This is a genomic window from Thermococcus eurythermalis (assembly GCF_000769655.1).
GTDB classification, from domain to species: Archaea; Methanobacteriota_B; Thermococci; order Thermococcales; family Thermococcaceae; genus Thermococcus; species Thermococcus eurythermalis.
In genome coordinates, this window is the sequence record NZ_CP008887.1 from 708380 (window position 1) to 731638 (window position 23259).

Annotated in this window: 15 protein-coding genes and 4 pseudogenes; 8 read left to right on the top strand and 11 right to left on the bottom strand. The window is 41.7% G+C overall.

Going from position 1 to position 23259, the window contains the following annotated elements; translation table 11 throughout:
* The first annotated feature begins 67 nt into the window (after nt 1-67).
* Genes TEU_RS03695 through TEU_RS03705 form a run of 3 tightly spaced genes read left to right on the top strand, consistent with a single transcriptional unit; the run spans nt 68 to nt 3301 of the window.
* Entirely contained in the window at nt 68-1132 is a 1065-nt protein-coding gene (locus TEU_RS03695; protein ID WP_144244814.1) for a glycosyltransferase family 4 protein, read from the top strand.
* Entirely contained in the window at nt 1122-2243 is a 1122-nt protein-coding gene (locus TEU_RS03700) for a glycosyltransferase family 2 protein (protein ID WP_050002512.1), read from the top strand. Before TEU_RS03695 ends, TEU_RS03700 begins: the two co-directional genes overlap by 11 nt.
* Nucleotides 2240-3301, top strand: coding sequence for a glycosyltransferase family 4 protein (locus TEU_RS03705; RefSeq protein WP_050002513.1), 1062 nt, complete (start codon nt 2240-2242; stop codon nt 3299-3301). The genes TEU_RS03700 and TEU_RS03705 overlap by 4 nt, the downstream gene beginning before the upstream one ends.
* On the opposite strand, the gene TEU_RS03710 is transcribed toward TEU_RS03705, so the two are convergent.
* The 9 genes from TEU_RS03710 to TEU_RS03750 form a co-directional block, all read right to left on the bottom strand.
* Nucleotides 3291-4658 carry a glycosyltransferase family 39 protein gene (locus TEU_RS03710; protein WP_050002514.1) on the bottom strand — a complete coding sequence of 456 codons (1368 nt, stop codon included), beginning with the start codon at nt 4656-4658 and terminating at the stop codon, nt 3291-3293. The genes TEU_RS03705 and TEU_RS03710 overlap by 11 nt on opposite strands.
* Nucleotides 4642-6183 (bottom strand): hypothetical protein, encoded by a 1542-nt coding sequence (locus TEU_RS03715; protein ID WP_227738764.1) that lies wholly within the window; start codon nt 6181-6183, stop codon nt 4642-4644. The genes TEU_RS03710 and TEU_RS03715 overlap by 17 nt, the downstream gene beginning before the upstream one ends.
* The gene (locus TEU_RS03720) at nt 6111-9836 is read right to left on the bottom strand and encodes a glycosyltransferase family protein (protein ID WP_050002515.1); all 3726 of its coding nucleotides are present in this window, start codon (nt 9834-9836) and stop codon (nt 6111-6113) included. The genes TEU_RS03715 and TEU_RS03720 overlap by 73 nt, the downstream gene beginning before the upstream one ends.
* A 4-nt stretch (nt 9837-9840) precedes the next feature.
* Entirely contained in the window at nt 9841-11004 is a 1164-nt protein-coding gene (locus TEU_RS03725; RefSeq protein ID WP_081947194.1) for a polysaccharide pyruvyl transferase family protein, read from the bottom strand.
* A complete protein-coding gene (locus TEU_RS03730) occupies nt 10967-11923 on the bottom strand; it encodes a glycosyltransferase (RefSeq protein ID WP_227738777.1) in 957 nt (318 codons plus the stop codon). Before TEU_RS03730 ends, TEU_RS03725 begins: the two co-directional genes overlap by 38 nt.
* Nucleotides 11924-12059: 136 nt before the next feature.
* Nucleotides 12060-12878, bottom strand: a complete 819-nt coding sequence (locus TEU_RS03735) for a glycosyltransferase family 2 protein (RefSeq protein ID WP_050002518.1) — start codon at nt 12876-12878, stop codon at nt 12060-12062.
* Between the two features lies 1 nt (nt 12879).
* Complete coding sequence (locus TEU_RS03740) at nt 12880-13959, bottom strand: glycosyltransferase family 4 protein (protein WP_050002519.1); 1080 nt, start codon at nt 13957-13959, stop codon at nt 12880-12882.
* Nucleotides 13956-14660, bottom strand: coding sequence for a glycosyltransferase (locus TEU_RS03745; protein WP_265100832.1), 705 nt, complete (start codon nt 14658-14660; stop codon nt 13956-13958). The genes TEU_RS03740 and TEU_RS03745 overlap by 4 nt, the downstream gene beginning before the upstream one ends.
* 20 nt (nt 14661-14680) lie before the next feature.
* The gene (locus TEU_RS03750; RefSeq protein ID WP_050002521.1) at nt 14681-15931 is read right to left on the bottom strand and encodes an oligosaccharide flippase family protein; all 1251 of its coding nucleotides are present in this window, start codon (nt 15929-15931) and stop codon (nt 14681-14683) included.
* A gap of 196 nt (nt 15932-16127) precedes the next feature.
* Between TEU_RS03750 and TEU_RS03755 the strand changes: the two genes are divergently transcribed.
* Nucleotides 16128-18434, top strand: coding sequence for an STT3 domain-containing protein (locus tag TEU_RS03755; protein ID WP_050002522.1), 2307 nt, complete (start codon nt 16128-16130; stop codon nt 18432-18434).
* Between the two features lie 783 nt (nt 18435-19217).
* On the opposite strand, the pseudogene TEU_RS03760 reads toward TEU_RS03755, so the two are convergent.
* Nucleotides 19218-19617: pseudogene (locus TEU_RS03760) on the bottom strand (DegT/DnrJ/EryC1/StrS family aminotransferase); the annotation flags it as partial.
* Here TEU_RS03760 and TEU_RS11615 point away from each other — a divergent pair.
* Both TEU_RS11615 and TEU_RS03765 read left to right on the top strand, forming a co-directional pair.
* Nucleotides 19605-19883: pseudogene (locus TEU_RS11615) on the top strand (N-acetyltransferase); the annotation flags it as partial. The pseudogenes TEU_RS03760 and TEU_RS11615 overlap by 13 nt on opposite strands.
* Nucleotides 19884-20073: 190 nt before the next feature.
* Nucleotides 20074-20554: pseudogene (locus TEU_RS03765) on the top strand (DegT/DnrJ/EryC1/StrS family aminotransferase); the annotation flags it as partial.
* Between the two features lies 1 nt (nt 20555).
* On the opposite strand, the pseudogene TEU_RS03770 reads toward TEU_RS03765, so the two are convergent.
* Nucleotides 20556-20807, bottom strand: a pseudogene (locus tag TEU_RS03770) (DapH/DapD/GlmU-related protein); the annotation flags it as partial.
* A 51-nt stretch (nt 20808-20858) separates the two neighbouring features.
* On the opposite strand from TEU_RS03770, the gene TEU_RS03775 reads away from it, so the two are divergent.
* Both TEU_RS03775 and TEU_RS03780 read left to right on the top strand, forming a co-directional pair.
* Nucleotides 20859-21995 carry a glycosyltransferase family 4 protein gene (locus TEU_RS03775; protein ID WP_050003928.1) on the top strand — a complete coding sequence of 379 codons (1137 nt, stop codon included), beginning with the start codon at nt 20859-20861 and terminating at the stop codon, nt 21993-21995.
* Between the two features lie 67 nt (nt 21996-22062).
* Nucleotides 22063-23247: a glycosyltransferase family 4 protein gene (locus tag TEU_RS03780; RefSeq protein WP_144244816.1), complete on the top strand. Its 1185-nt coding sequence runs from the start codon at nt 22063-22065 to the stop codon at nt 23245-23247.
* The last annotated feature ends 12 nt before the right edge of the window (nt 23248-23259 follow it).

Here is a 23259-nt window from a genome sequence, read left to right on the forward strand (position 1 = left end):
CTGGCCTTTATCTCGACGCCGTAGTCCTTCTTCTCAAAGTTCTCCACGCCTATGAGGTTGTCCATTTGTGAAAGGTGGAGTTGAAAAAAGAGTATACGAGATAGGAAGGAGACTTGCGAAAAAACATGAAGTTTATTGGTATGGCCTAGACTGGAGGGATTTAACAGAGATCAAGCTTCACAAGGTCGGACGATGGTTGTCTCTCTACTCTGGAGGCAGACGTTCCATTAGGGGGGCGGTATACTTTGCAGTGAAGCTACTTTCCAAATTTAATGGGAGTTATGATATCGTAGACTGCCAGCAATTTCCGTATCTCTCTTGCTTCTCAATTAAGTTTCACTCGGCCCTAAAAAACATCCCTCTGGTGGTCACGTGGCACGAAGTTTGGGGAGAATACTGGATGGAGTACCTGGGAAGTTTGGGAGTATTTGGGGCTCAAATAGAAAAATTAACGAGTAAACTGACGACAAACAATATTTCTGTCTCTAAACTAACTCAAAAGAGACTGAGGTCTTTGGGAGTGACGAGCGAGTTTATTCCGAACGGTATTGATTTTGAGAAAATAAGCAAGGTGAAAAAAGCAGAGGATGAGTACGATGTGGTCTTCGTGGGACGTCTGATTAAAGAGAAAAATGTTGAGTTGCTCTTAGAGGCACTAGTGGAAGTGAAGAAAAATATGCCAGACATTAGTGCTCTCATAGTAGGAGACGGGCCGGAAAAGTATCAGCTGGAAAAATTAGCCTTTGACTTAGGGCTGTCTGAAAATGTGAAATTTGTGGGATTCCTTGAGTCACATGATGAGGTAATCTCATACATGAAATCATCAAAAGCCTTCGTTCTCCCTTCAAAAAGAGAAGGCTTTGGTATAGTGGCTCTGGAAGCAAACGCTTCCGGCCTGCCTGTAGTGACAGTGAACTATCCAATGAACGCTGTCGAGGGTTTAATAATACACGGGTACACTGGCTTCGTATCGCAACCCTCTCCGACCTCCCTAGCAAAATATATTGAAATATCGCTCTCTCGTGGAAAAAAGCTTAAAAGAAACTGCATAAAAAACGCCAAACGGTATGACTGGAGCAACATAGCCGAATTAACAGAAAAATTTTATGAGAGGGTTCTAGATGGGCGTTGAAGTTTCAGTGATTTTGCCAACCATGAACGAAGAAAAGGCAGTTGCTAAGATTATAAGCCAGATAAAAGAGACCCTCGAGCAGATGGGGATATCTTACGAGATCATAGTTGTGGACAAGAGCAGTGATAGGACTCCAGAAATCGCAAGAAACCTGGGTGCAAAGGTTGTTCGGCAGAAAAGAAAGGGCTACGGGGATGCATATTTAGAGGGCTTCGCGGTTGCAAAGGGGAAGTACATTGTAATGATGGATGCGGACGGGAGCTATGACCCAAGGGACATCCCAAAGTTTCTGGAGATGCTGAAAAATGAAGATGTTGATTTTGTCATGGGTACGCGGTTGAAAGGCGAGATCAAACCCGGGGCCATGCCCTGGTTGCACCGCTACGTGGGAAACCCTCTCCTGACGAAGATCCTGAATTTATTTTTCAAGGCAGGAATTTCCGACGCCCACTGTGGATTCAGGGCGATAAAACGGGAGGCCCTTGAGAAGCTTCCCCTAAAATGTAGGGGCATGGAGTTCGCGAGCGAAATGGTGATAGAGGCGGCAAAGGCCGGTTTAAGGATTGCGGAGGTGCCTATAACTTATTATCCAAGAATTGGGGACTCAAAGCTTCACTCGTTCAGGGACGGGTGGAGGCACCTGAGGCTGATGCTCCTCTATTCGCCCTCTTATCTATTTTTACTTCCGGGGCTGTTTTTGGTTATCATTGGTTTTGGTCTCATAGCTTACGCTTACAATACGGATCCGTTGAGAATGCACACTATGATCTTGGGAAGCCTTTTGACAATAGTGGGCTTTCAGGTGATAAATTTCGGAATATCTGGAAAGGTCTACGCCGTCAAAGAAGGGCTGGATAGGCCTGACAGAATAACTAAGTTTTTCATGAGGTATTCAATTTTGGAGGAAGGGCTCATACTCGGTGGGACACTGTTTGTTGCGGGCTTGACTTTGGGCGTAAGGATATTCCTGAAGTGGAGGGAGGCAGGATATGGTGAGCTGTTTGAGGTAAGGTCAGCCATAATTGTCCTGACTCTGATAGCGCTGAGCATCCAGCTTATATTCTTCTCCTTCTTTATAAGCTCTCTAATGTTGAAGGAGGGCTTTGAGTGAGGGTTCTGATAGTTTCTCCCTACTTTTACCCGGAAGGGGGTGGGCTGGAGAGGTACGCATACGAAATGGTCAAAGAGCTGAGTAAAGAGAATGAAGTGGTCGTCGTGTGTTCCACAAAGGAAGCAGATAGGCACGAGAAAATTGGAAAAATCGAGGTTTTGAGGAAAAAACCTGACTTTATTCTCTCGAACACTCCGATTAGGCTTTTTCTCCCCTTTGAGCTCCTGAAAATGATGAAAAGAGAGAATTTCGAGCTTTTAATTGCCCATACTCCAGTTCCTTTTTTTGCCGATGTGGCATCCTTTGTTGCCACGCTTTTGAAGAAGCCAGTGGTCATTGTTTATCACTCCGGAGAGCTCAAAAAGGGCTCATGGGTGGATCTTCTCGCAGGGCTTTATGAGAGGACTGTTGAAAAAATAACGCTGAAAAACGCCAGATTGGTTTCGGTTTCTAGGTACGTTCAAAGGGTTCTGTGGAAAAAGGGGTTTTATTCGAAGGTGAAATACCCGAAAGTTAGTGAAGAGTTCCTTCTCGCCAAGCCCGATTTCAAAGGGGAAGGGAACGTTATCCTCTTCGTGGGGCAACTGGGAAAGTTCCACAGGTGGAAGAACCTAGACTTACTGTTACGGGCATTAGTTCTAGTCAAAAGGGAGATTCCCAACGTTAGACTTATCATAATCGGAGATGGAGATTTGAGAGGATACTATGAAGAGCTGTCCAGGGAACTGGGCCTTGAGAGCAACGTTAGGTTCCTTGGCTTTGTGAGCAAAAAAGAGCTGATAGAGAACTACAAGAAGGCCAGGCTTCTGGTTCTGCCTTCGTCTAAAAGCGAGGCCTTTGGAATGGTAGTCCTGGAAGCGTTGGCTTTAGGGACGCCAGTTATAACGAGCAAAGCAGGGGAATTTCCAGTAATTGTCGAAGAAAAAAAGAATGGCCTCCTGGCCGAATTGGACGAAAAAGACCTTGCGGAGAATATTCTGCTCCTGCTGAACGACGAAAAGACAAGAAGGAAAATGGCGATAATCGGAAGGAAAACGGTTAGACGCTTCACTTCCTGAACTTCCAGAGCCTCAGGTCACTCGGAACGACGTACTTTCCTATTGCACCATTTTCCTTGGCATGAATCAACAAGTACGGACCCGCTGAATATATCTCCAGTTCCCCTATTTCATGGGGGTTTTCCCTAAAATTGACCCAGCTCTCGAAAGTTATGATCCAGTCGGGGTTTAGTTCTATGGCTCTTTGTATATTCCTGTCGGCCCATTTCCAGTTCTCGAAGCCTAAAAGGGCTGGGTGTGGAGTTCCGGCAAAAAATTCATCTGGATTGGCGTTTTCTTTTAGAATTCTGAAAACTTCCCTGTCGTACCAGTAGCCGTAGTCTTGGATGCCCTTTGCCCTTATATCACTGAGCTTTAGGACGGCAGCGTTGAAAAATAAAAACTGGACAATTAGAAACACGGCAACCCATCTTTTAATCGTTAAAATGTTTATGGCTTTAATCTTAGGCCTTAACTCTTCGTAAAGCTTGATTATTCCATGGCCAGCGGAGATGCTCATCAAAGCTAAAGGTCCGAAGGTATAGCGCTCGAACGGGCCGTTGAGCAGGAATCCGTTCACGCCATTTAAGGTTAGTATCGAGGGAAGGACAACCCACAGGAGATTTCTATTCTTTGAGTCTTTTAGGACGGCATAAACGAAACCAATGACAATCAGAGGATAACCTATTAAGAATTCAAGCCAGCTCCTCAGTGCATGGCTTAAAATTCCACTCAACCCCCAGCTTAATGTATCTCGCGTGTTGTACCCCAATGGGCTTCCGTAGAAGTTGATCGACGCAATAAACAGCAGGTTCAAGGCTACTGGGAGCGCTGAAGTTATCAGGATTTTTGGGAAATCTTCTTTTTTTCTTTTCCATGCGTACATCAAGAAGAAGGGGTACGTTGTGAGCCAGGTTTCCCTTGCACAAAACGCCAAACCTGTGAAGAAGGCCGACAGTAAGGGCTTTTCGTGGAAATAATAAATGGCCAGAAGAATAAAGAAAGCCCCCCAGGGTTCTAGAGTGTATCTCGCACCATACCGTAGGGTAACGAATGACAGCAGAAACATTAGTGAACCCAAGAATCCGGCCCTTTTTCCGTAATGCCTTTTGCCTATTTCGTAGATTAGGAGCAGATCCAAGAGTGTTATCAAAGAAGTTGCAATCCTCGGAAGAAAGACCTTCAAGTCAAAGCTTTCGAACGCCATAAACGGGGACGTCAGGATAAAAACGAGCGAAGACCTTGGGGAAAACTCAAACTGCAGGGCTTTTCTTGAGATGATTAAGTATAACATCTCGTCCTGAAAGAGCCTCAAAGTGAAGAGGGGAATGAAAATTAGGAGGAACCAGAGCAAGATTAGTTTATTCTTCTCTTTCATCCTCCTCACCGTCTGTTCTCAGAATTATGAACCCATCTTCCGTTTCACCGATTATCTTGACTTCCTCAATGTTTCTCTTTTTGACTCCCTTTTCTTTTTTGAAAAGTCTGCGTATTTGTTTTATTTTTAATATCCCAACAGCAGTCCCTATGATTAACACCGCCACCGCTGGATAAACTGTCAGGGTGTCCCTTGAGAGGTACATCAAGAGGGCGAGGAGGTAAACACTGATGGCTTCCCTCACGTCTTCCCTATCCCATCTGGGCTCCAGATATTCAACCCATTCGTTTAGGACGCCAACGAGGAGAAGGTAATAGACTACAATAGCAACATCATTGGCGTAGTTTTCAGCCCCAAATGCAAGGATAACCGCTGCAATTATCAGCCCTATTACAGCGAAGAACACGAACTTCTGTCCTATTGAGAATTCCTTGTATGTTTTAGTTATCAACTTCCAGTACTTTTTAAGCAGAAGCACGGTTCCAAAAAAGAGCGTTATTACGGTTATAACAAACAGGAACCACTTTGCGTTGGGCTTTACCGTTATTGACGTGCTTATCTCTTTCGTTTCCCTGCCCGCTGGAGTTATGTAGAACTTTAAAGTATACTTCCCGGGGGGAGTTATCATTGGGAGCTTGGATTCGTGGAATATGTGAATAGTTTTCCCTTCGCTGTATTCACGCCAGGAAGGATGTTCATAAGAGAAAACCTTGACTCCAAAGTAGTAAACTTCGAGCCTGATGTCTATTTCGTTAACTACTCCCTTCTTGTTGGTTATGTAGAAGTCCGCTCTGATTGTATCTCCAGGGTGGTAAGTTTTGTTTAGAAGGATTTCGACTTTAATGTCCTCATCGTCAATCAGGAGCCTTTGGATGTTTTCCGTTTCGTTTGTTGGGGTTTCTTCTTTGGTTTCTTGGGGGATCGTAGCCTTGGTGCTTTCTGGTGTTTCAGTTTTAGTTTGGCTTGTACTTGTCTCTGCCTTTGGTTTTTCTATTGGCTTGGCCTCGGTAATGGTTAAGTTATCAAGATAAACCGTCCCGGTGCTGTTTATCACAATAACCAGGGCGGAGAATCTGGCCTCTTTTGAAGGCAGGGCAACCATTTCTACTTCTTTCCACTCAAAAGAGCTCTTTCCTATGAACGTAAGGTTCTTTGCGAAGAGAAACGTTTTATTTTCATTGAAATAAGCTATCTCAGCCAAAATGCCGCTGGCGTTTTCGGCTTTTATTGAGAATGAGTACTTTAGAGTTGTATTAATAGGGATTAGTGGTGAAACTAGGGTACTAAATCCCCTTCCTACGGAAGTTGCCTTTAGAATTGTGTCATTGTTGATTGTCAAATGTTCTACCTTAACCCCGTTGCCTTGCCATTCTTTGCTTTCCTCTACGTTAGCTGAAACGGAGGTGAGCAGTAAAGAGATGAAAATCAGAAGGATTAACTTTTTCGTAACGATCACCTCCTGAAGATTCTGCTCTTGACGTTCTCTGCTAACCTTTTGAACTTCTCTTCCAATCTCCCTGCCCACCTGTCGCCTTTCTCTCTCCTCCAGTCGTAGAAGATATAGAAGATGCTCAAGACAAAGGTTGTTAAGGAGATTATCAGCCCCCTCTCAAACCAGTCTTGGGGAGTGTACCTTAGGACTATTTCAAGATCTCCTGTCTGGTTGATCCAGAAGCCGTTTATGACTCCGTATACTGGAACGGGCTTGACTTTCTCGACGAGCTTTCCATCCTTGTAGACCCTCGCCTCCCACAGCGGGTCATAGGACTCGGCGAAGGTCAGGAAGAACGGCTTCGTGGCGTTGACTTTGACCTTCCAGAGGGTCGGGTTGATTTTTGTGTAGTTTTGGACTGTGGCGGGAGTTTCGTTGACGTTGAAGATGTCCTCGAGGGTCTCGTTGTTGTCTGTTGAATAGAGCCAGACGACATCTAAGATGGCATCCTTTGATACAGGAGTGATTTTTAGTTTATACTTTCCTTCTCTCAAGTAAAAAGTTGGGGTGTATCTGAATGTTAGATTCTCTGAGCTTAAAATGTAGCTGTAGTTCCCTATGGATACATTAAATGTGCCTATACCCTTTAATGCAATCTTGTAGGTGCTGTTCTTCACTATTTCCATGTCTTGCCAAGCTTCCCCATCGTCTTTGAATTTTATGAGTTCTCCGTTGCTTGCGTTGAGGTTTTTAATGGTATCAGCATTAGAGTTGTAAAGGTCTGATTCAGCTTCAAATATGTAAATTACTGTCTTGTTCTGGAGTAATCGCTTAACTTCTTCCTTTGCTTTATAGTACTCGTTCTCTGGTACCAATGCAAATAAATTAACTGCATTGAAGCCTCTGACGTTTTCGAGAACTATTTTATGTTCTCCTTTTTCAAGCTTGAATGTGCCTAAATCCTTCCAAACAAATTTATTTAGCTGATCCTTGGTTTTGATATAAATCGGAGTTCCATCGAGATAGACCCTTATTGCTCCGCCTTTCTGGTTCTTAAAGTAGCGAATGAAAATCTTGTAATTATCGGTTTTATCGACTTTGAAGGGAATTTCGAGGGTGACTGGCTTAGTGTAGTTTGTTATGTCATAAACTTTCACATCATCTACCCAGATCACGTTGGGCAAAGGTTTATCTGTTTCATGACCGTGCCATATTTGGAGTTGGAGATACTTGGTGTTTTCATTTTCGGGCTGGTAATCAAAAGTTACAGTTTTCCAGTCGAAGGTGCCGCTTCCAACAGTTTTAACATATCTAGTCAATATTGGTGTACTATCCTTGTCAAGTTCAAGAACCTTTATGTGCACCCCATGCGCATTGTATCCTTTAATCCTAAGTTCAAAATGATAAACATGACTCGAGCTTATATGTATGAGAGGAGATTTGACGGTTTTCCAGCCCCAAGTTGAGTTATATAGCGTTGTTACTAATGTGCCATTCTGCAGTGATAGAGTCTGTATAGAATTCCACTGTATTTGGTCAGTATAATTTGCCCACGCTGATAACTCTCTCTTATCTTGAAATGTCCAAATTGCTACCAGCGTTTTATTTGAAATTGTGTTGGAGGATTTTTGAAATTCTGCATTAGTCATGACTAGCCCCTTGGAATAATCAAAATCCCAACTCCAAGGTAAAGTTTTTTCTTTTGATACTGCCCTCTGAAATGTTGGAGATGAGATTTCTGGAACATACCTCCATCCTTTGTTATATGTAGTTACCATTCTGTCTGCATAAATTGCTGGAGGATATATTCTGGTTGAAGGTGTAGCGAATATCGAAAAATCTTCTGGAGAATCTAGTACAACACTACTTGATATCTTTAAAATTTTGCTATTCCTATTGGTCTCGGAGTAAAAAACAAGTCCTAACTCTTGAAGGTCTCTAAAGTTTGCAGGATGTACAATTGATTCATATACCGGCAAACCCTTGTTTGTTATGACAATAATAGAACCGATTCTTATTCTACTAGACGTATTGTTAAAAATTTGAAACATCGTTAGATAATTGCCGGTATACACTTCCCTAAATCCAAGCTGTCTTAACTGCCCTATCTTTGATTTAATATCCTCCGGATTGATAGCAGAGCTATTTAGATCATAATGCAATATCAAATATTTTATATTAATAGAATAATACAACTTTGGTAAGTCTGTTCCTTTATATCCCGATAATGGATATACAAAGGGAAACGGAGTCAGCGGCCCATAATAGTCAAAAAAGTATATATTCCTGTGATAATACACAGGTAGATTTGAATTCCTCATAGCGAAAATTCCCGCTGGTGGCCCTTCTAATCTTGTAGTGTTTAGCCATACTGGTCGCGCAGTTGAAAATGGAGGCACCCAAAGAGCGTGGTAATTAATGTTGTTCTCCATAAGCGAGTTTGCAATAGTGTAATCGGTGGGAATCTTTGCTGGCGTCCAGTATCCGTTCATATCTCCTGTAAAAATTGGCCACGCGGAAATTGATGAGATAACAACGATGGCAACAAGTACACTTGAAAATATTTTCTTATCAAGCCGCAACATAATTTTATATAAAAATATAGAAGTCATCATACTTAGTGCCAGCAATGCGGGCATATAGTTTATTCTACCCTGCCTTAAAAGTCTCAAAAAGTACATCATTATTGAGCTTCTCCATAAAACCTCGACCCTGAATATATTCAGATCCTCAGATGTAAAGGGTAGATACACAAGGTAAATTGTGATGGGCAACAATAACATTGAATTGTTTGCTACAACTTGTTTTTTAGGTAGTATATATGATAACAATGTCAGGAGCATTATAACTAAGAATAGATACATTAAAGAGTCCCAATATATTAATGACCAAGAATATACGCTAAACCTAGAAGCGAATACATTCACTGTCTTTTCCAACAACATGTAGCTATAATCAAAGTTTTTAGCAGGGGCAACTTGTGCGGGCATGCTTACTGAATACAATATTGGGGCAATAAATTTGCCCAAGCTAAATAATATGAAGAATCCCCCATAATATATGATTGATTTAAAGAGAGACATCAGGGAGGTACCATTTTTGTTAGAAACCAGATACCACATTATTGTAACCAAGTATATAGGGATGATAACTGCAATATATCTGTAACTGGCCACCAAAGCTAACAATGTTGCTCCGATTATTGCATACCTTAATTTTTTATGTTCGAGAAGGGTTTTTAAAAAATACAGGTATGTAAGAGGTAAAAGAGCATGTTGAAATTTTAAACTTATATTATGCTGATACACAGCCACCCAGGGGTTTATTACGTATATTATGGCTCCTACGATGCTCGCAATCTCTACTTTAAAATCCTCTTGAGAAATCAGAAATGTGTTTTTGATGAAATATTTCAAAAGACAATAAGCAAAAATAAATCCTAAAGGAAACTGAAGACCAAGTAATAATATTTCAAATGACCTAAAGGATAAATGGAAGATATTTTTGCTAACTAATATTAAGAAGTTGTATAGGTAAACCTTTGGGAACTCTTCTAATGGGAATAATCCTACCTGGCAATCCCAGGCAAATTTATACATTGGCCAAAATTTCTCATAACTAATTGCCTCCAGTTGCTCGGAAAGTATTACGTATCCTTGATAAAGCAAAAGTGCTCTAACACTTACCAAAAAGAGGGATATTGCAACGATAAATAGGATTATGTATCTTTGATGTTTCTTAAGCATAGCATCACCTTTGGAATATCTTTATCTTTTTTAATTCATTTATTAGTTCATCAAATGACAGATCCTCTGCTTGAATGACTTTTTTCCCAGTATCAACTAAAAAATTTGTGCACTTCTCGTCATAACTTATTCCCACATATGGGACACCTACTTTATATGCAAAAACAAGCGCATGATATCTCATCCCAATGATTACATCTAAATGTTTAATTATTGAAAGCATAATACTAGGAGGATAGTAACTTATAACTTTGCATCTCTGCTTGTATCGTTCGGGAAGCTGTGAGATTATTCGCATAGCAAACTCACTATCTGAAACTCTGCTCACGTATGCTGGTCCAAATGGCAAAAATATAATATATGCATTGGCATTATCAACTATCCACTTTATGACTTCGGGCAATACTCTAACTACCTTCTCGTTTGCGACCTTACTATCAGTATACCTTACTGAGATTCCAACCAATGTGACCTCATAGTTGACTGGCACTCCCTCGTGAATTAAAATTTCCCTCCCATACTGAGGAGACGCTGGAAGGAGGAAGGGAAATAGCGTTATGTCCTTGGTTATCATAACTCTGTCAGGTTTAACTCCAAGGGAAAGTATATTATTTAAGGATTGATAATCTCTTACAGATATTATGTCTGCAACACTTAAGGGCAATTTCGATATTTCTTTAACAAATCTTTTGGTACTCTTTGAATAACCTATTCCTGCAAATATTAATCGTTTTTTGAACAATGTCCTTGCGAGGAACCCCAATATTGAACTAAACACTGTCCCTATTCCAGATTCTTGTGAATATATACTTCCTCCTCCGATAATGATAGTATCCGCACAAAGGAACGAAAGCAAAATCCGAATCACATCAAGAAAGTATATTGGAAATATTGAAGGATACTTATGCTTATAAGTTACCGAAATAAAACTTGGATTTTTAGTTGGGATATATACAGAATTCACGTTCAGTTTATGGAGATATCTGAGCAATATTAGTAGCATTGCTTCGTCTCCTAAATTTCCATCTCCATAGTTCCCAATAATCACAACTCTTTTATCTCTGATAAATTCTGGAGGAATTACTGTATTTAGGCCTGTTATCATACTATATCTAAGGTCGCTGTTTTTCTTATGTTTCATTAAGTAATTTACTAAATGCTCTTTCATATATTGCCACCCAATAAAACTTTTTTGAGAGCTGACGACATCTTATACTGAGCTTGCGATATTCTTTTTTACTAAGTCTCCCCTTTGATAGGCTCCTAATGATATTCTCAAGTTCCTGTCTATTGGAGTATACAACTCCACATTTATAAAATAAAATTTCCTTGTAGAATGGAACTGCCCTCGATATTATTACTGGAAGCCCACAGGATAAATACTCAATAACTTTTAATGGAAAACCATACTTAACATGACTCACTTTTGTGTTATAGGGAGCGATTCCTATCCATTCTTGTGAAAGCAGTATTTTCAAAACTTTGTCATGCTCAAGTTTTCCGAGAAACTTCGTCGTGCAACTTTCTGAAATGTCCTTGAGATGTGTTAGTTGTGGTCCGTCTCCTATGATATATAGTTGAACCTTATAATGGTTAGCAAGTTCTATTACCTCTTGTAGATCAAATTGATTTCCAACTGTTCCTACAAAAACAAGAGGAAATATCCCTTTTGATATATTTTTTCGGATTCCTTTTGGAATATCCCAAATCCCATTGGGAACGTATATAACCTTTTCTGGAGGTGCCCCCTCAAGTATCCTACCTCTAATCATTTCATGCGAGACACACCATATATAATCCGAAAACTTTACTGCTATTTTATCAATAAGCTTGTAGATCCCATTTAGCAATAAGTTTTTGAACCGTCTCGGACTATAATCTAAAGAATAAAACACTACAACGGACTTATCCCGCTTCTGAAGTATTTTCAACACTATCCCAATTATGACACTCAATGGATCTGCACCAATATATACTTTCCAGTTATATCTGGATGCAAGTGTACTCCCAAATATAATATCGGCCAAATAGCTATTTACAACATTACCACCGGATATTGCAGAGATATTGTCATTATGTAATACCATGTACGGCAAATCTGTGTGCTTGTTTAATGGCAATAGGAGTGCAACAAATGTTATGTGATTCTCTTTGAGATACCTAATCAGCTGATGTGACGTTCCTGGTATGTTTGTATAATGGGTAACAAGCAAGACATCAACATTATTTTGAGAATATATACCCCATCCCCCCAGCTAAATATTCCAATCCTTTTAAAACAATTACGCCAAAAGCCAAATGTGGTTTACTCCAAAATCTCTTTCTCTTAAAAAACAATCCGAATCTGTAAAACAAACTTATCTGTTTGCTTCCATACTCTCTATATTTTGCTTTGTACATTTTAGCTGTCTTTCCATAATAATATTTCTTTTTAAGCCATTTTAATAATGAGAAGTTTTCCTCGTGGTGGAGAATATACGATGAGATTCTCGCCTTTACATTATATCCAAGTTTCTCAATCTTCTGAGGAAGTGTAGACTCCTCAAAGAACACAACGTCTTCATCGAAACCACCAACTTGTAAAGCTAGGTCTTTTCTAAAAAAGCGCGCGGACTCTATCTCTGTTCCGGCATAAAAACTTCTTTCAAAATCTCTAACCTTGACCCAATAACTATTACCAACAGAGCGTTCGGGGATTATTATGCCACCAATTTTAGGATCTGATTCAATCAGTATGACACCCTCCTCTATAACCTTTGGAGTTAATTCCATGTCGGAATCAATAAATAGAACATACTTTCCGTTTGCATTCTTTAGTCCAACATTCTTCGCTTTTGTTCTCTCGCTCTTGATTTGGATGACCTTTGCATTGTATTTTTTGCATATCTCAACTGTTCTATCTCGAGAAAAATTATCAACAACAATAATCTCTACATTTTTGTAAGTCTGGTTTTTAATAGATTCCAAACACCTTCCAATCGTTTTTTCCGAATTATACGTTGGAATAATAACTGAAACCAACGGCATCTCTTCTTTCCCCATTTCACTCACCAACTGTGGATTTTAAAATCTCTTCAAACCTCTCTGCACTCTCGTCCCAATCAAACCTTTTTGCCCATTCCAAAGCATTTTCACTTAATCTTTTCCTAAGGGCTTCATCTTCATACAATTCTTCAAGTGCTTCGCTCATAGCCTTGGGATTTGGTTCACACAGCAAACCGTTGTAGCCGTGCTTTATTGAGTCTCTAAGCCCCGGAACGTTGTATCCAACAACTGGTGTTCCTAGGGCATTTGCCTCAATTACCACCCGTCCCCACCCTTCTCTTATCCCTGGAACCAACAGCACATGGGCTCTTTTCATGAGCTCAATTTTCTCGTTCTCCGGGACGAAGCCTTTAAAATCAATATTATCCTGACCATACCGTTTTTTAAGCTTTTCCATGAGCTCTCCCCTGCCAACGACCCAGAGCTTGCCTTTATCGAACATTTTGAACGCTTTTATAGCGTCTTCAGGCTTTTTGGTTGGAGTTAGTCTGCCAACAAATATAGCTGTGAATTCTTCTTCCTTTTCAGGAACTTCTTCTAAGATGTTCCCATCCAATCCATTGTAAACTATCTCGACATCTTTAAACCCTAATCTCTCTAAATCTGCCTTCGTGGATTCAGAAACGGTTATAGTTTTTATATTAACGTAATGCCTCAGCCAGTATGGCTCCAAAAAGTGCTTTCCAATAAGATTAATCGGAAAAGGGGTTTTATAATCCCAAAACTCAACTGCCAGTTGGTGTATCAGCGCTATGATCGGCTTGTCAACGTATTTAGGGGTTAAGAACGGTCGCGTGTTTATTTCATCAATAACCAAATCAAACTCATCTTTATTCTCCCTGTAAAATCTCTTTGCATGCGAGTAAACAGTGTCAAAAAGCCCAACTATTTTTCCTTCCCTGACTATTTCAATCCCATCAATCTCGTCCCTTCTTTCTGCCCCTTTAAAGTGTGAGGTAAAGAGAGTGACTTCATAGCCTTTCTTGACAAGCCTTTTTGCTATTTCATGAGTATATACCTCTGCTCCTCCCGCTTCTGGATGTTGTATATCCTTCCAGTTGAGCCAGAGGATCTTCATTCCCTATCACCGTTGTAGTAATGTAATATGTTTTTCCTGTAAAATACTGCCATCGTGTCGACAAACATCCGTGCTATCTCTCTGTAGTTTATGGAGGAGTTAAAAGTATTGTGTTCGATTTTAATGGGTATCTCGTGAATTCTGTAGCCGTACATATTTATTACAGTTAAAAGCTCCACATCGAAAGCATATTTTTTGACCAGAACTTTTGAGAAGGCTTTCTCTAAAACTTCCCTTTTGAACACTTTCAATCCAACTTGGGTATCTGTGACGTCCAAATTTAGCAGAACTTTTACCAAAGTTCTGTAGAGAATGCTGAAGAGTCTGCGTTTTTCAGAATACTTTACTCTAGCTCCTGGCAAATATTTAGAGCCAATGACAACATCGTATCCATTATCTAGAGCTCTTAAAAATCTCCGTATTTGGGATGGGGGTATATCGAGGTCAGAATCAAAGAACACGATTATATCCCCACGACTTTTTTCAAAACCTTTTTTGAGAGCGTATCCCTTCCCCTTATTCTGGGGGTAGCTTACTAGCTTAACCTCTTTATAACTATCACACAGCATTTTAGCGACTTCTTCGGTATCGTCATTTGAACCATCGTTGATCATGATAATTTCGTAGTCTAACCCCTTCAGCTCCTTCATTGTGGTTTTTACTGCATTTTCCAGTCCTTTTCCCTCGTTGTATGCGGGCATTAACACCGAGATTAGAGCCATTAAACCTGCCTCCATGCAGATACGAGCAACGTACTAACTGTGATCAAACCAATGGCAATTAGTGTGTTTATTATTGTGAGAATATCTCTGGTTATGGAGAGCACTCCTATCTCCACTATTAGCATACCCAACACATACCAAGCTACCTTTGTCTTGTTTATGGACAGCATGTAGTTAATAGTTACACTCGCCATTGCAAAGAACATCATCGCCAGCCCATACCTCCAGAGATAAGGGGCAACGCTGAGGTATTTTTCGCCGTAGATGAAGGTGATTATGAATTCTGGGAAGAGTGCATAGGCCAAAACGATGCCCCCTGAGATTAAAGATACTAGGGCCAGTCCCCTGAGTAGAATATGAAAGTGTCCTTCTCCTCTCTCATGGTTCTCTGCCGCTTTGGGAAATACCACCATGCTCACAGCTCCGGGAGCAAAGAGGGCTATCTTACCTAGAACAGAGATTGCAGAGTAGTTTCCTGCCTCTGTAGGAGATAAGTAGTGCTTCACGAGAATAACGTCAATGTTCCACATAGTTGTGTAGGCAAATATTGCCAAAAAAGCTGGCACACTGTACTTTATGATGTCCGTGAGCTCCACCTTATGATTATCGCCGTCTCTATAGCCAAACAAGTCTCTCAGAAAGAGCAGCGTTATCAGAAATGCCCCAACGTGTGCCAAGAAAACTCCCAGCACACCGCCCAGAACACCATAGCCGAGCAACACAAGGAGAACACCGAAGATGAGCTTGAAGAGCGCCCATGATGAAACGCTCACCCCCAGAGCGACAAACCTCTGGAGTCCTCTGAGGATTCCCTGGTGGGCGGGGAGCACTAGTCCAAAGGGTATCGAGGCGAAAAGGGCTATCACATAAACCCTGTTTTCAATGTGTAAAAAGCTGGATATAAAGGGCGATAGCAGAATCAGTACAACATACACTCCAATGCCTAAAAGTGAAAGGCTTTTGGTGGCCTTGATTAAAAGGGCCTTGATTTTCCCATATTCGTTGTTCACCTTATACACTGCGGTGAATTTGGTCATGGATGCGTTTACAGTATTGGAAAGCACCGAGAATATGTAGAACAGCGATAGAAGGCTGAAAAGCTCGCCGTATTCCTGCGGAGTTAATAGACGACCCATCAAGAGCTGATACAGGTAGTTGAAGAAGTTGGACAGTGTCATGGCCACCATCATGATGAAAGCGTCCCTGTAAAATCCATATCTAAGGGCACTGAGCTTTGTTGTCAGGTTCATTATTGAACCTCCCTGTTTGGGGTAATCTTTACCAGTTAGTTAAAACCAACTCATAATTTTAAAACCTTTTCCTTGTCCCGCAAGGTTATGAAATCGACTGGATATTGAAGTTTGGTGAAATTTTTATTTTGAAACCCGATGTGGTTTATGAATTAACTTTTTAACAGGGGATGATACTATTGGGTAAGGGATATTTATGAGTGAGCGCTGTCTATTGGGTCAAAAAGTAGCTTTAGGCGTAGTTGTCACAATCGCGCTAATAGTACGGTTGCTCTCGATTAGGTTCAAGTATCTTCTCGGTTATGACCCCTATTTTCATTTAGCTTACATCGAGGAAGTTCTGAAGGCCGGTGAGTGGTTCAACTTTTTCACGATTGCCAACGGCCCGTGGGGATTTCAAGTTAAGGACTTCCATCCCCTTGGGCTCTGGATGACTCCGGCTTACGTTTATAAGGTTTTAAGCGTCTTTGGAATTTCTCTCCAAACGGCATTTAAAATAACTCCCGTGATTTTTGGGGTTTTAACGGTAGTCTTCCTTTATCTTGCGCTCCTTAAGCTCTATGATATAAAGAGAGCATTTTTTGCATCACTGTTTCTAGCCCTAAGCTTTGGGCACATCTTCCGGTCAATGGCAAATTATTATAGGGGAGATAACTATATGCTCTTCTGGTATTCGGTAGCTTTGTCTGGTATCGCTCTGGCACTCAGTGCCGATAGAAAAGAGTGGGGATTCAAGAGGTTCGCTTTTTATCTGATCCCTGCCCTTGCGAGTGGTTTTGCTGCAATCTTCTGGCAGGCGTATTATCCAATCTTTGTGTTCCTGCTGGCAAATGGTGTTTTCCTAGCTACTGGAGCTTTCATCCTAGACAAAAAAGAAAACCTGCTTGATGCTTTCGCTTTGATTCTCTCAACAGTACTCGGGGCGGTCATCGCAAATTTCTTGGGTGGGAAATTCGGCTACGGCATGTTTGGGTACACCAAAGGGATTGGGAAGTCCCTTGCGACAGAGCTGGGGGTTGAATTTGGGCTGATAAAGGACGCATACCTTTTGGTTCACCTCTATTACCTCGTACCGCTTTCGCTGGCTTTTGTGGTGCTCCTTATACTACTTTTAAAATTCGTGAAGGATAAAAAAGCACGGATAGGTATTATAATTGGCCTGTCTACTTTGTCCTTCCTCGTGATCATCACTAAGTTCCCGGCATTGAGGGGGCTGTTCAGTGTTTTCGGTATGTTCGAGGGCGTCCCGATAATGGAGACAAGGCCCACGACCTTCCAGGACCTGTGGAAGGCGTTTTCGATAAGCCTCTTCTTGAGCCCGCTATTCCTCCTGCGCTTTCGTCCAAAGCACGTGAAGGCGGAAGACTTCCTTCTCTTGGGGCTGATAATGCCGAGTCTCTACCTGCTCTCCATTTGGGTGAGGTTTGTTTCAATAGGCTCACTGGCGATAGCCATTATGGCCGGAGTTGGGTTGGCGGAGGCCCACAATGTGGTAATGCCCCGACTTAAAGACAAGAGGGCGTATGGGGCCGCTTTGGCCCTTCTGATGTTACTTCCGGCGATAAACGGGGCCTTTGCGTTCAAAAATGTCCTGGACACGAAGCCCTTTATGAACGAAGCATGGGAGGACGCCCTAACATGGCTAAAAGACAACTCGAACGAGAACGACATCGTCTTAGCCTGGTGGGATTACGGTACGTGGGTAACCTACTATTCTAGAAGAAGCCCCGTGGCAGAGATAGCCCCCAATTCAGATGTTGCCCTCTACTACCTGGGAAAGAGGGATGAGAACTGGGCCGTGAGCCTAGGAGTCGACTACGTCATCGTGAGCTACTATGACTTCCTCAAGTTCGGGGCCATCGTCGAGACGGCAAACGGGCATCCAAAGTACAACATCACCGAGAAGTACGGAGTTTTAGTCATGCCACTCACCTCCAGCGCAGGGGCGTTGATATTCCAGAAAGGAGGCCATACTATAATAGCAAAGCCTGGAGAGAGGTGGGATGTGCAGGTCAATCTCAACGGGCAGTTAATTGCACCAAAAGAAGTCTATGTCGAGTACGGGCAGAAGACCTTAAAGCCCGAGCTCTCAATCTCGAACTCCAATACTTATCTCTACATAAACTTGAACTATAAATACGCAATATTCATGAATGAGGAGACGTTCAATACAACTCTCGCGAAGCTCTTCATAAGGCCTGAAAAGCCCTACGAGCTGGTTTATTCAGACGGTGGATTGATAAAAGTCTTGAGGCTCAAGCACCCGAACGTCCGGGTTGAGAAAGATAATGGTATAATAATCTTCCACTTTGAAAACGCGACCGGAACGAGGCTGGGAATCTGGGGCTTCTTGGACAACGGAACCCAAGTCTTCAACAAATGGTACGACGTAAAGGGGAAGGAAGAGTTCGAGCTTCCCGAAGAGGTCAACGGGACAGTCATAAGGTACGCTTATGCTATGGATAAGAAAGTCATTGACAGAGGGATATTTAGAAGAGGTTGAAATGAGCACCCGCCCCGCTGGTTATTATGAGGGCACTGCCGACGGCCCTCTCTTTGTATTCAGGATAGAACCGGATTATAGCAAAGTTCATGCCTAGCATTGAAAGCTGGAACGTCAGGTTTAGTGCTGAAACAATGGCGCTCGCAACCCCAACGTCCTCAGCGGGATAAAGCCTCGCGGCGATTGCCCAGAAGAGGAAACCGGCAACGGTGGTTGTTAGGGATGATAGCCTCAGGAGTCAGAGCATCTTCTGGCCTCCTTAGACCTTATTTTGGGGTTAGTATTTAAAGCTTTCACTGGCTCTTTCCGCTGTCCTTCAAACGAATCCTCACGACCTATTTTCGGTTTTAGCTGTGGATGTGGTTAAACTTAACATTTTGCTTTGCATTTGCGTTTGCGAGTCGCGATTTCTTATCCCACTTATATGTCGCGTCAATAATTGACGCTGATGCTTCGAAGTGGTGCATATATCCGAGCCCTTACTGCGTTTCATTCCTGCAGATAGTGCAACGCGAAGATATTCTCGGTCAAAATTTTTGCAAAATGCAAAAGGACTTAACTAAACCTAAATAGATCTCCATTAAGGACAAGTTTTTCTGGAAAATAGGCTCTCTGCGGGGTCTTTGAGTTAACTTAACTCTTAAGTTAACTGCAAATACAGTTGCAGAGGGTTGCAAAACAGGTGCAACACTAGTCTATTTGGTCTACCTTTTAAGTTTGAACAAGCAATAAATTGCAAAGCTTTGCAGTTACTTCCTAGTCAACAGCATTAAGAGTTCGTCAATCATCTCTGCTCAATGGAAACTCATCTTCAACCCCTAATTACATATTGGTGGAAGACGTGTTTAACTCTTTCATCAACGTATGGTGAAACTAATCCCTTAATTTTGCTTATTCCCCCGCTCAAGAGCTTGGCGTTTTCTATGCGCTTAGCGTTCCAAGCATCAAGCTTTTTGAGCTGGACTCTACCGATTGCACCGGCTATGTTTGTCATCCTTAAATTGTAGCCGAGCTCCACATGGAGATACCTCTCAACTTAGCCATGGTTTCTAATTAAATCTGCCCTCCTGGCTAACTCGTCATTATTGGTTACGACCATCCCGCCCTCGCCGGTGGTCATGTTTTTGGTTGGGTAGAAGCTGAAGGCTGCAATATCTCCATAGGTTCCTACCTTTTGGCATTCTTACAAACGACCTCTATCCTAGGGCGTTCAACGAGGACTGGGAACTCGTTCCAACACTAGTTAAAAAAGGTGCTTCTATTGGAGCCCACGCAACTATAGTCTGCGGCGTAACGTTTGAAGGACTTCGTCTGCTACTGCGGAAGGCCCCCAAAGAAAAGGTGGGTGAGGATGAAGAGGGAATACTCTTTAAGTGCTCCCGCTGTGGAAAGGAAGTTAAAATTAGAAAAGAAGACTATGGGAGATATCTCAGGGAGAAAGATTTGTGAGAGTGCTGAACAATGGATAGAGGTGGAAAGTTGGAGATTTCTAGTGAGGAGCTATTAAACCTACTTGGAGACGAGTTTAAGAGATGGAGGAAATCCCAGATGAGAAGTACGAGGAATATTACAGGAGAGTTAAAGACCCCGAAATGAAAAGGACTCTCATGATATTTAAAGCAATTAAGGAGGAGGAAAAATGATCCCAATTGCCAGACCTTTGATTTGCGAAGAAGAAATAAATGTGGTAACTGAAGGTTTTGAAGAGCGGAATGCTTGCAAGCGGAAAGGAAGTTGAGGCTTTTGAAAAAGAGTTCGCCCAATACTTGGGAGCAAAACATGCTATTGCAGTGACCACCGGTACCACGGCTTTGGATGTTGCCTTAAAAGTCCTCAAAATCGGCCCCGGCGATGAGGTCATCACAACGCCCTTCACATTCATAGCCTCTTTAAACTCAATCCTCTTCCAAGGAGCAAAGCCCGTTTTTGCAGACATAGATCCAAAGACGTTCAACCTCGACCCAAACGATGTTCTTGAAAAAAATAACAGACAAAACCAGAGCAATTCTAGTAGTTCACCCCTACGGCCAGCCTACTAACATGAAGACCTTTAAAGAGATTGCCAAGGACTACAAGCTTTATCTAATTGAGGACTGCGCCCAACCCACGGTGCAGAGTTTATGTCATGTGCGGGCCGAGAAAAATGTCATCTTCGACTTTTACTCCACGATAAACGCTCACTCCGTTCTGGATTTTAGCGTTGTTGCCTATCTCGACTCCGACGTCAATGTAAACGTCCTTCCCTATGTTGCAGTTCCTGCCTATTTTGGCGCCCTTCCTTATGTGGGCGAAGTGCCATATTCTAGTCCCTTCCCCAATTTCAACGTCATCTTCAACAACAGCTAAGGGATGAACGAAATACTTTTGAGCCATTTGGGACACCAAATTTTAATAAAGCAGGAAAATTATAAGCTTTTGGTGGCTATGGGAGAAACGTTAAGAATAGCGTTTGTTTACGATGTGATTTATCCATGGGTAAAAGGAGGCGTTGAAAAAAGGATCCATGAACTAGCCAAGCGGCTTGCAAAGAAACACGAAGTTCACGTATTCGGCTACAAGCTCTGGAATGGAAAAGAGGTTATTGAGAGAAGTGGAATTTTTTATCACGGGACGATAAGAGCTAAGAAAATTTACAGTAATGGAAGAAGGGCAATAACCCCTCCTCTGCTCCATGCCCTTAAGCTAGTTCCTTTATTTAGAAATGAAAAGTTTGACGTCATAGACTGCCAGGCTTCCCCATACTTTCCGGCGTATTCCTCTAAAGCTGGTGCAATGTTTCAAAATTCAAAGCTAATCATAACATGGCATGAATTCTGGGGGAAGTATTGGTTTGAATACTTGGGAAAAGCTGGCATGTTTGGACAAGCGACTGAGAGGGGGCTCTTTGAGTTAACAGATAGCCACGTGGCGGTTTCTTTGAAAACAAAAAGAGACCTCTATAATGCAGGACTAAGGAAAGATGTACACGTTATTCCCAATGGGATAGACTTCAAAAGGATACAGAAAATAGAACAGGCTGAGTTGGAATCAGATATCATATTTGTGGGACGCTTGGTTAAAGAGAAAAACGTTCCTCTTTTGCTAAATGCAATTAGAGTTATCAAAGAAGAAATTCCTGACATTAAAGCTCTTATCGTTGGGAATGGCCCAGAGCGGAAGAATTTGGAGAATTTGAGCAAAAGCTTGGGTACTTCGGACAATGTAGAGTTTTTGGGGTTCTTGGAGAGCCACGATGATGTAATTGCTCACATGAAGGTCTCTAAGGTCTTTGCGTTCCCCTCCTTGAGAGAAGGGTTTGGAATCGTAGTTCTGGAGGCAAATGCATCTGGCCTGCCTGTCGTTACGGTCAATTATGAGATGAACGCTTCAAAGGACTTAATTGTAAGTGGCAAGAACGGATTCGTCAGCGAACTCAACGAAAAGGACTTTGCAGAAAAGATTTTAACTGCACTTGAAAGGAGGAGAAAAATGAAAAGCATTGCCATAAATATTGCGAGTATGTATGATTGGGAAGAGATAGTTGATGTGCTTGAAAGGTACTATCAGGAGCTTATATGTTAGGGTCATCTAAATTTCAGTTTGGACACCAAAGATTTTTAACTTTTGTAGATGAGTGTCTTATAAGGGTGTGAAGAGCAGTATGAGAGTTGCAATGATAATAGAAGCTTGGGAGCCCATATGGGGTGGGGGACAAGTTCATGTGTATGAAATTTGCAAGAGGCTAGTTAAGCGTGGAGTTGAAATTGATTTGTATGTGATGGCATTAAAAGATAAATATGGTAATGTTTATGCTGAAAATGAAGAACTTTTTGGGGGAAAGTTGAGGATAATTAGAGTTGGATTTCCAAGGTCGTTTACTTTTTTGAACAGAATTTTCTGGGTTTTTGAAGTTATGAAGGCAATTGTGCACAACCATAAAAAAGCTCCTTATTCATTAATTCATGCTCACGCAAATTTACCTGGATTGCCTGCGAAAATTCTTTCGAGGTTACTTAATATTCCTGTCTTATATACTGTCCATGGGAGTGGCATTGAGGCTTTAGAAAGGATGTATGGAAGGGGAATTAAAAGTAGAATTCTACATATGTTTGAAGTTTTTTTGCAAAGAAAAATCGAATATAATATTGAGATGACAGTGGATAGGAGATTCTTGAAATATCCTAACGTAAATAGGCCAATCTACATCCCAAATGGGGTCGACGTTAAGAAGTTTGATAAAATTAGTGTTGCAAAAAGTAAAATGTTCAAAATCCTGTTTGTGGGGCGTATTCATCCACAAAAGGGTCTGAGGTATCTAGTTGAGGCTATTAAAGAAATACAGGGGGAATTTGATGGAAATATGGGGGTTGTAGTAATTGTGGGGGGAAGCGCTGAGTGGACACCTGAAGAAAAAGAAGTTCGTGCGCTTATTAAAAAATTGGGCTTGGAGAGATATTTCATTTTTAAGGGAAAACTATCCGAGAAAGAGCTTTTGAAGGAATACAAATCGTCTACACTTTTTGTCCTTCCGTCTCTCTTTGAGGGTATGCCTCTAACTTTACTTGAGGCATGGGCTTCAAAGCTCCCGGTTATAGCAACTAAAGTCGGCGAAAATCCATATCTAATAAAACACAGATATAATGGGTGGTTAGTTGAGCCGGGGAATGTTGAAGATCTTGCAGAGGCTTTAAGAGATGCGTTAAATACTCCTAGAACAAAGCTTGAAATAATGGGGGGGAGGGGTTACATGATAGTTTTCGAGAAGTTCAATTGGGACGATATAGCTGAGCGTCTGCTAATATTATATACCAAGGCTCAACATTTAGCCAATTAAGTAGTGGTGGGT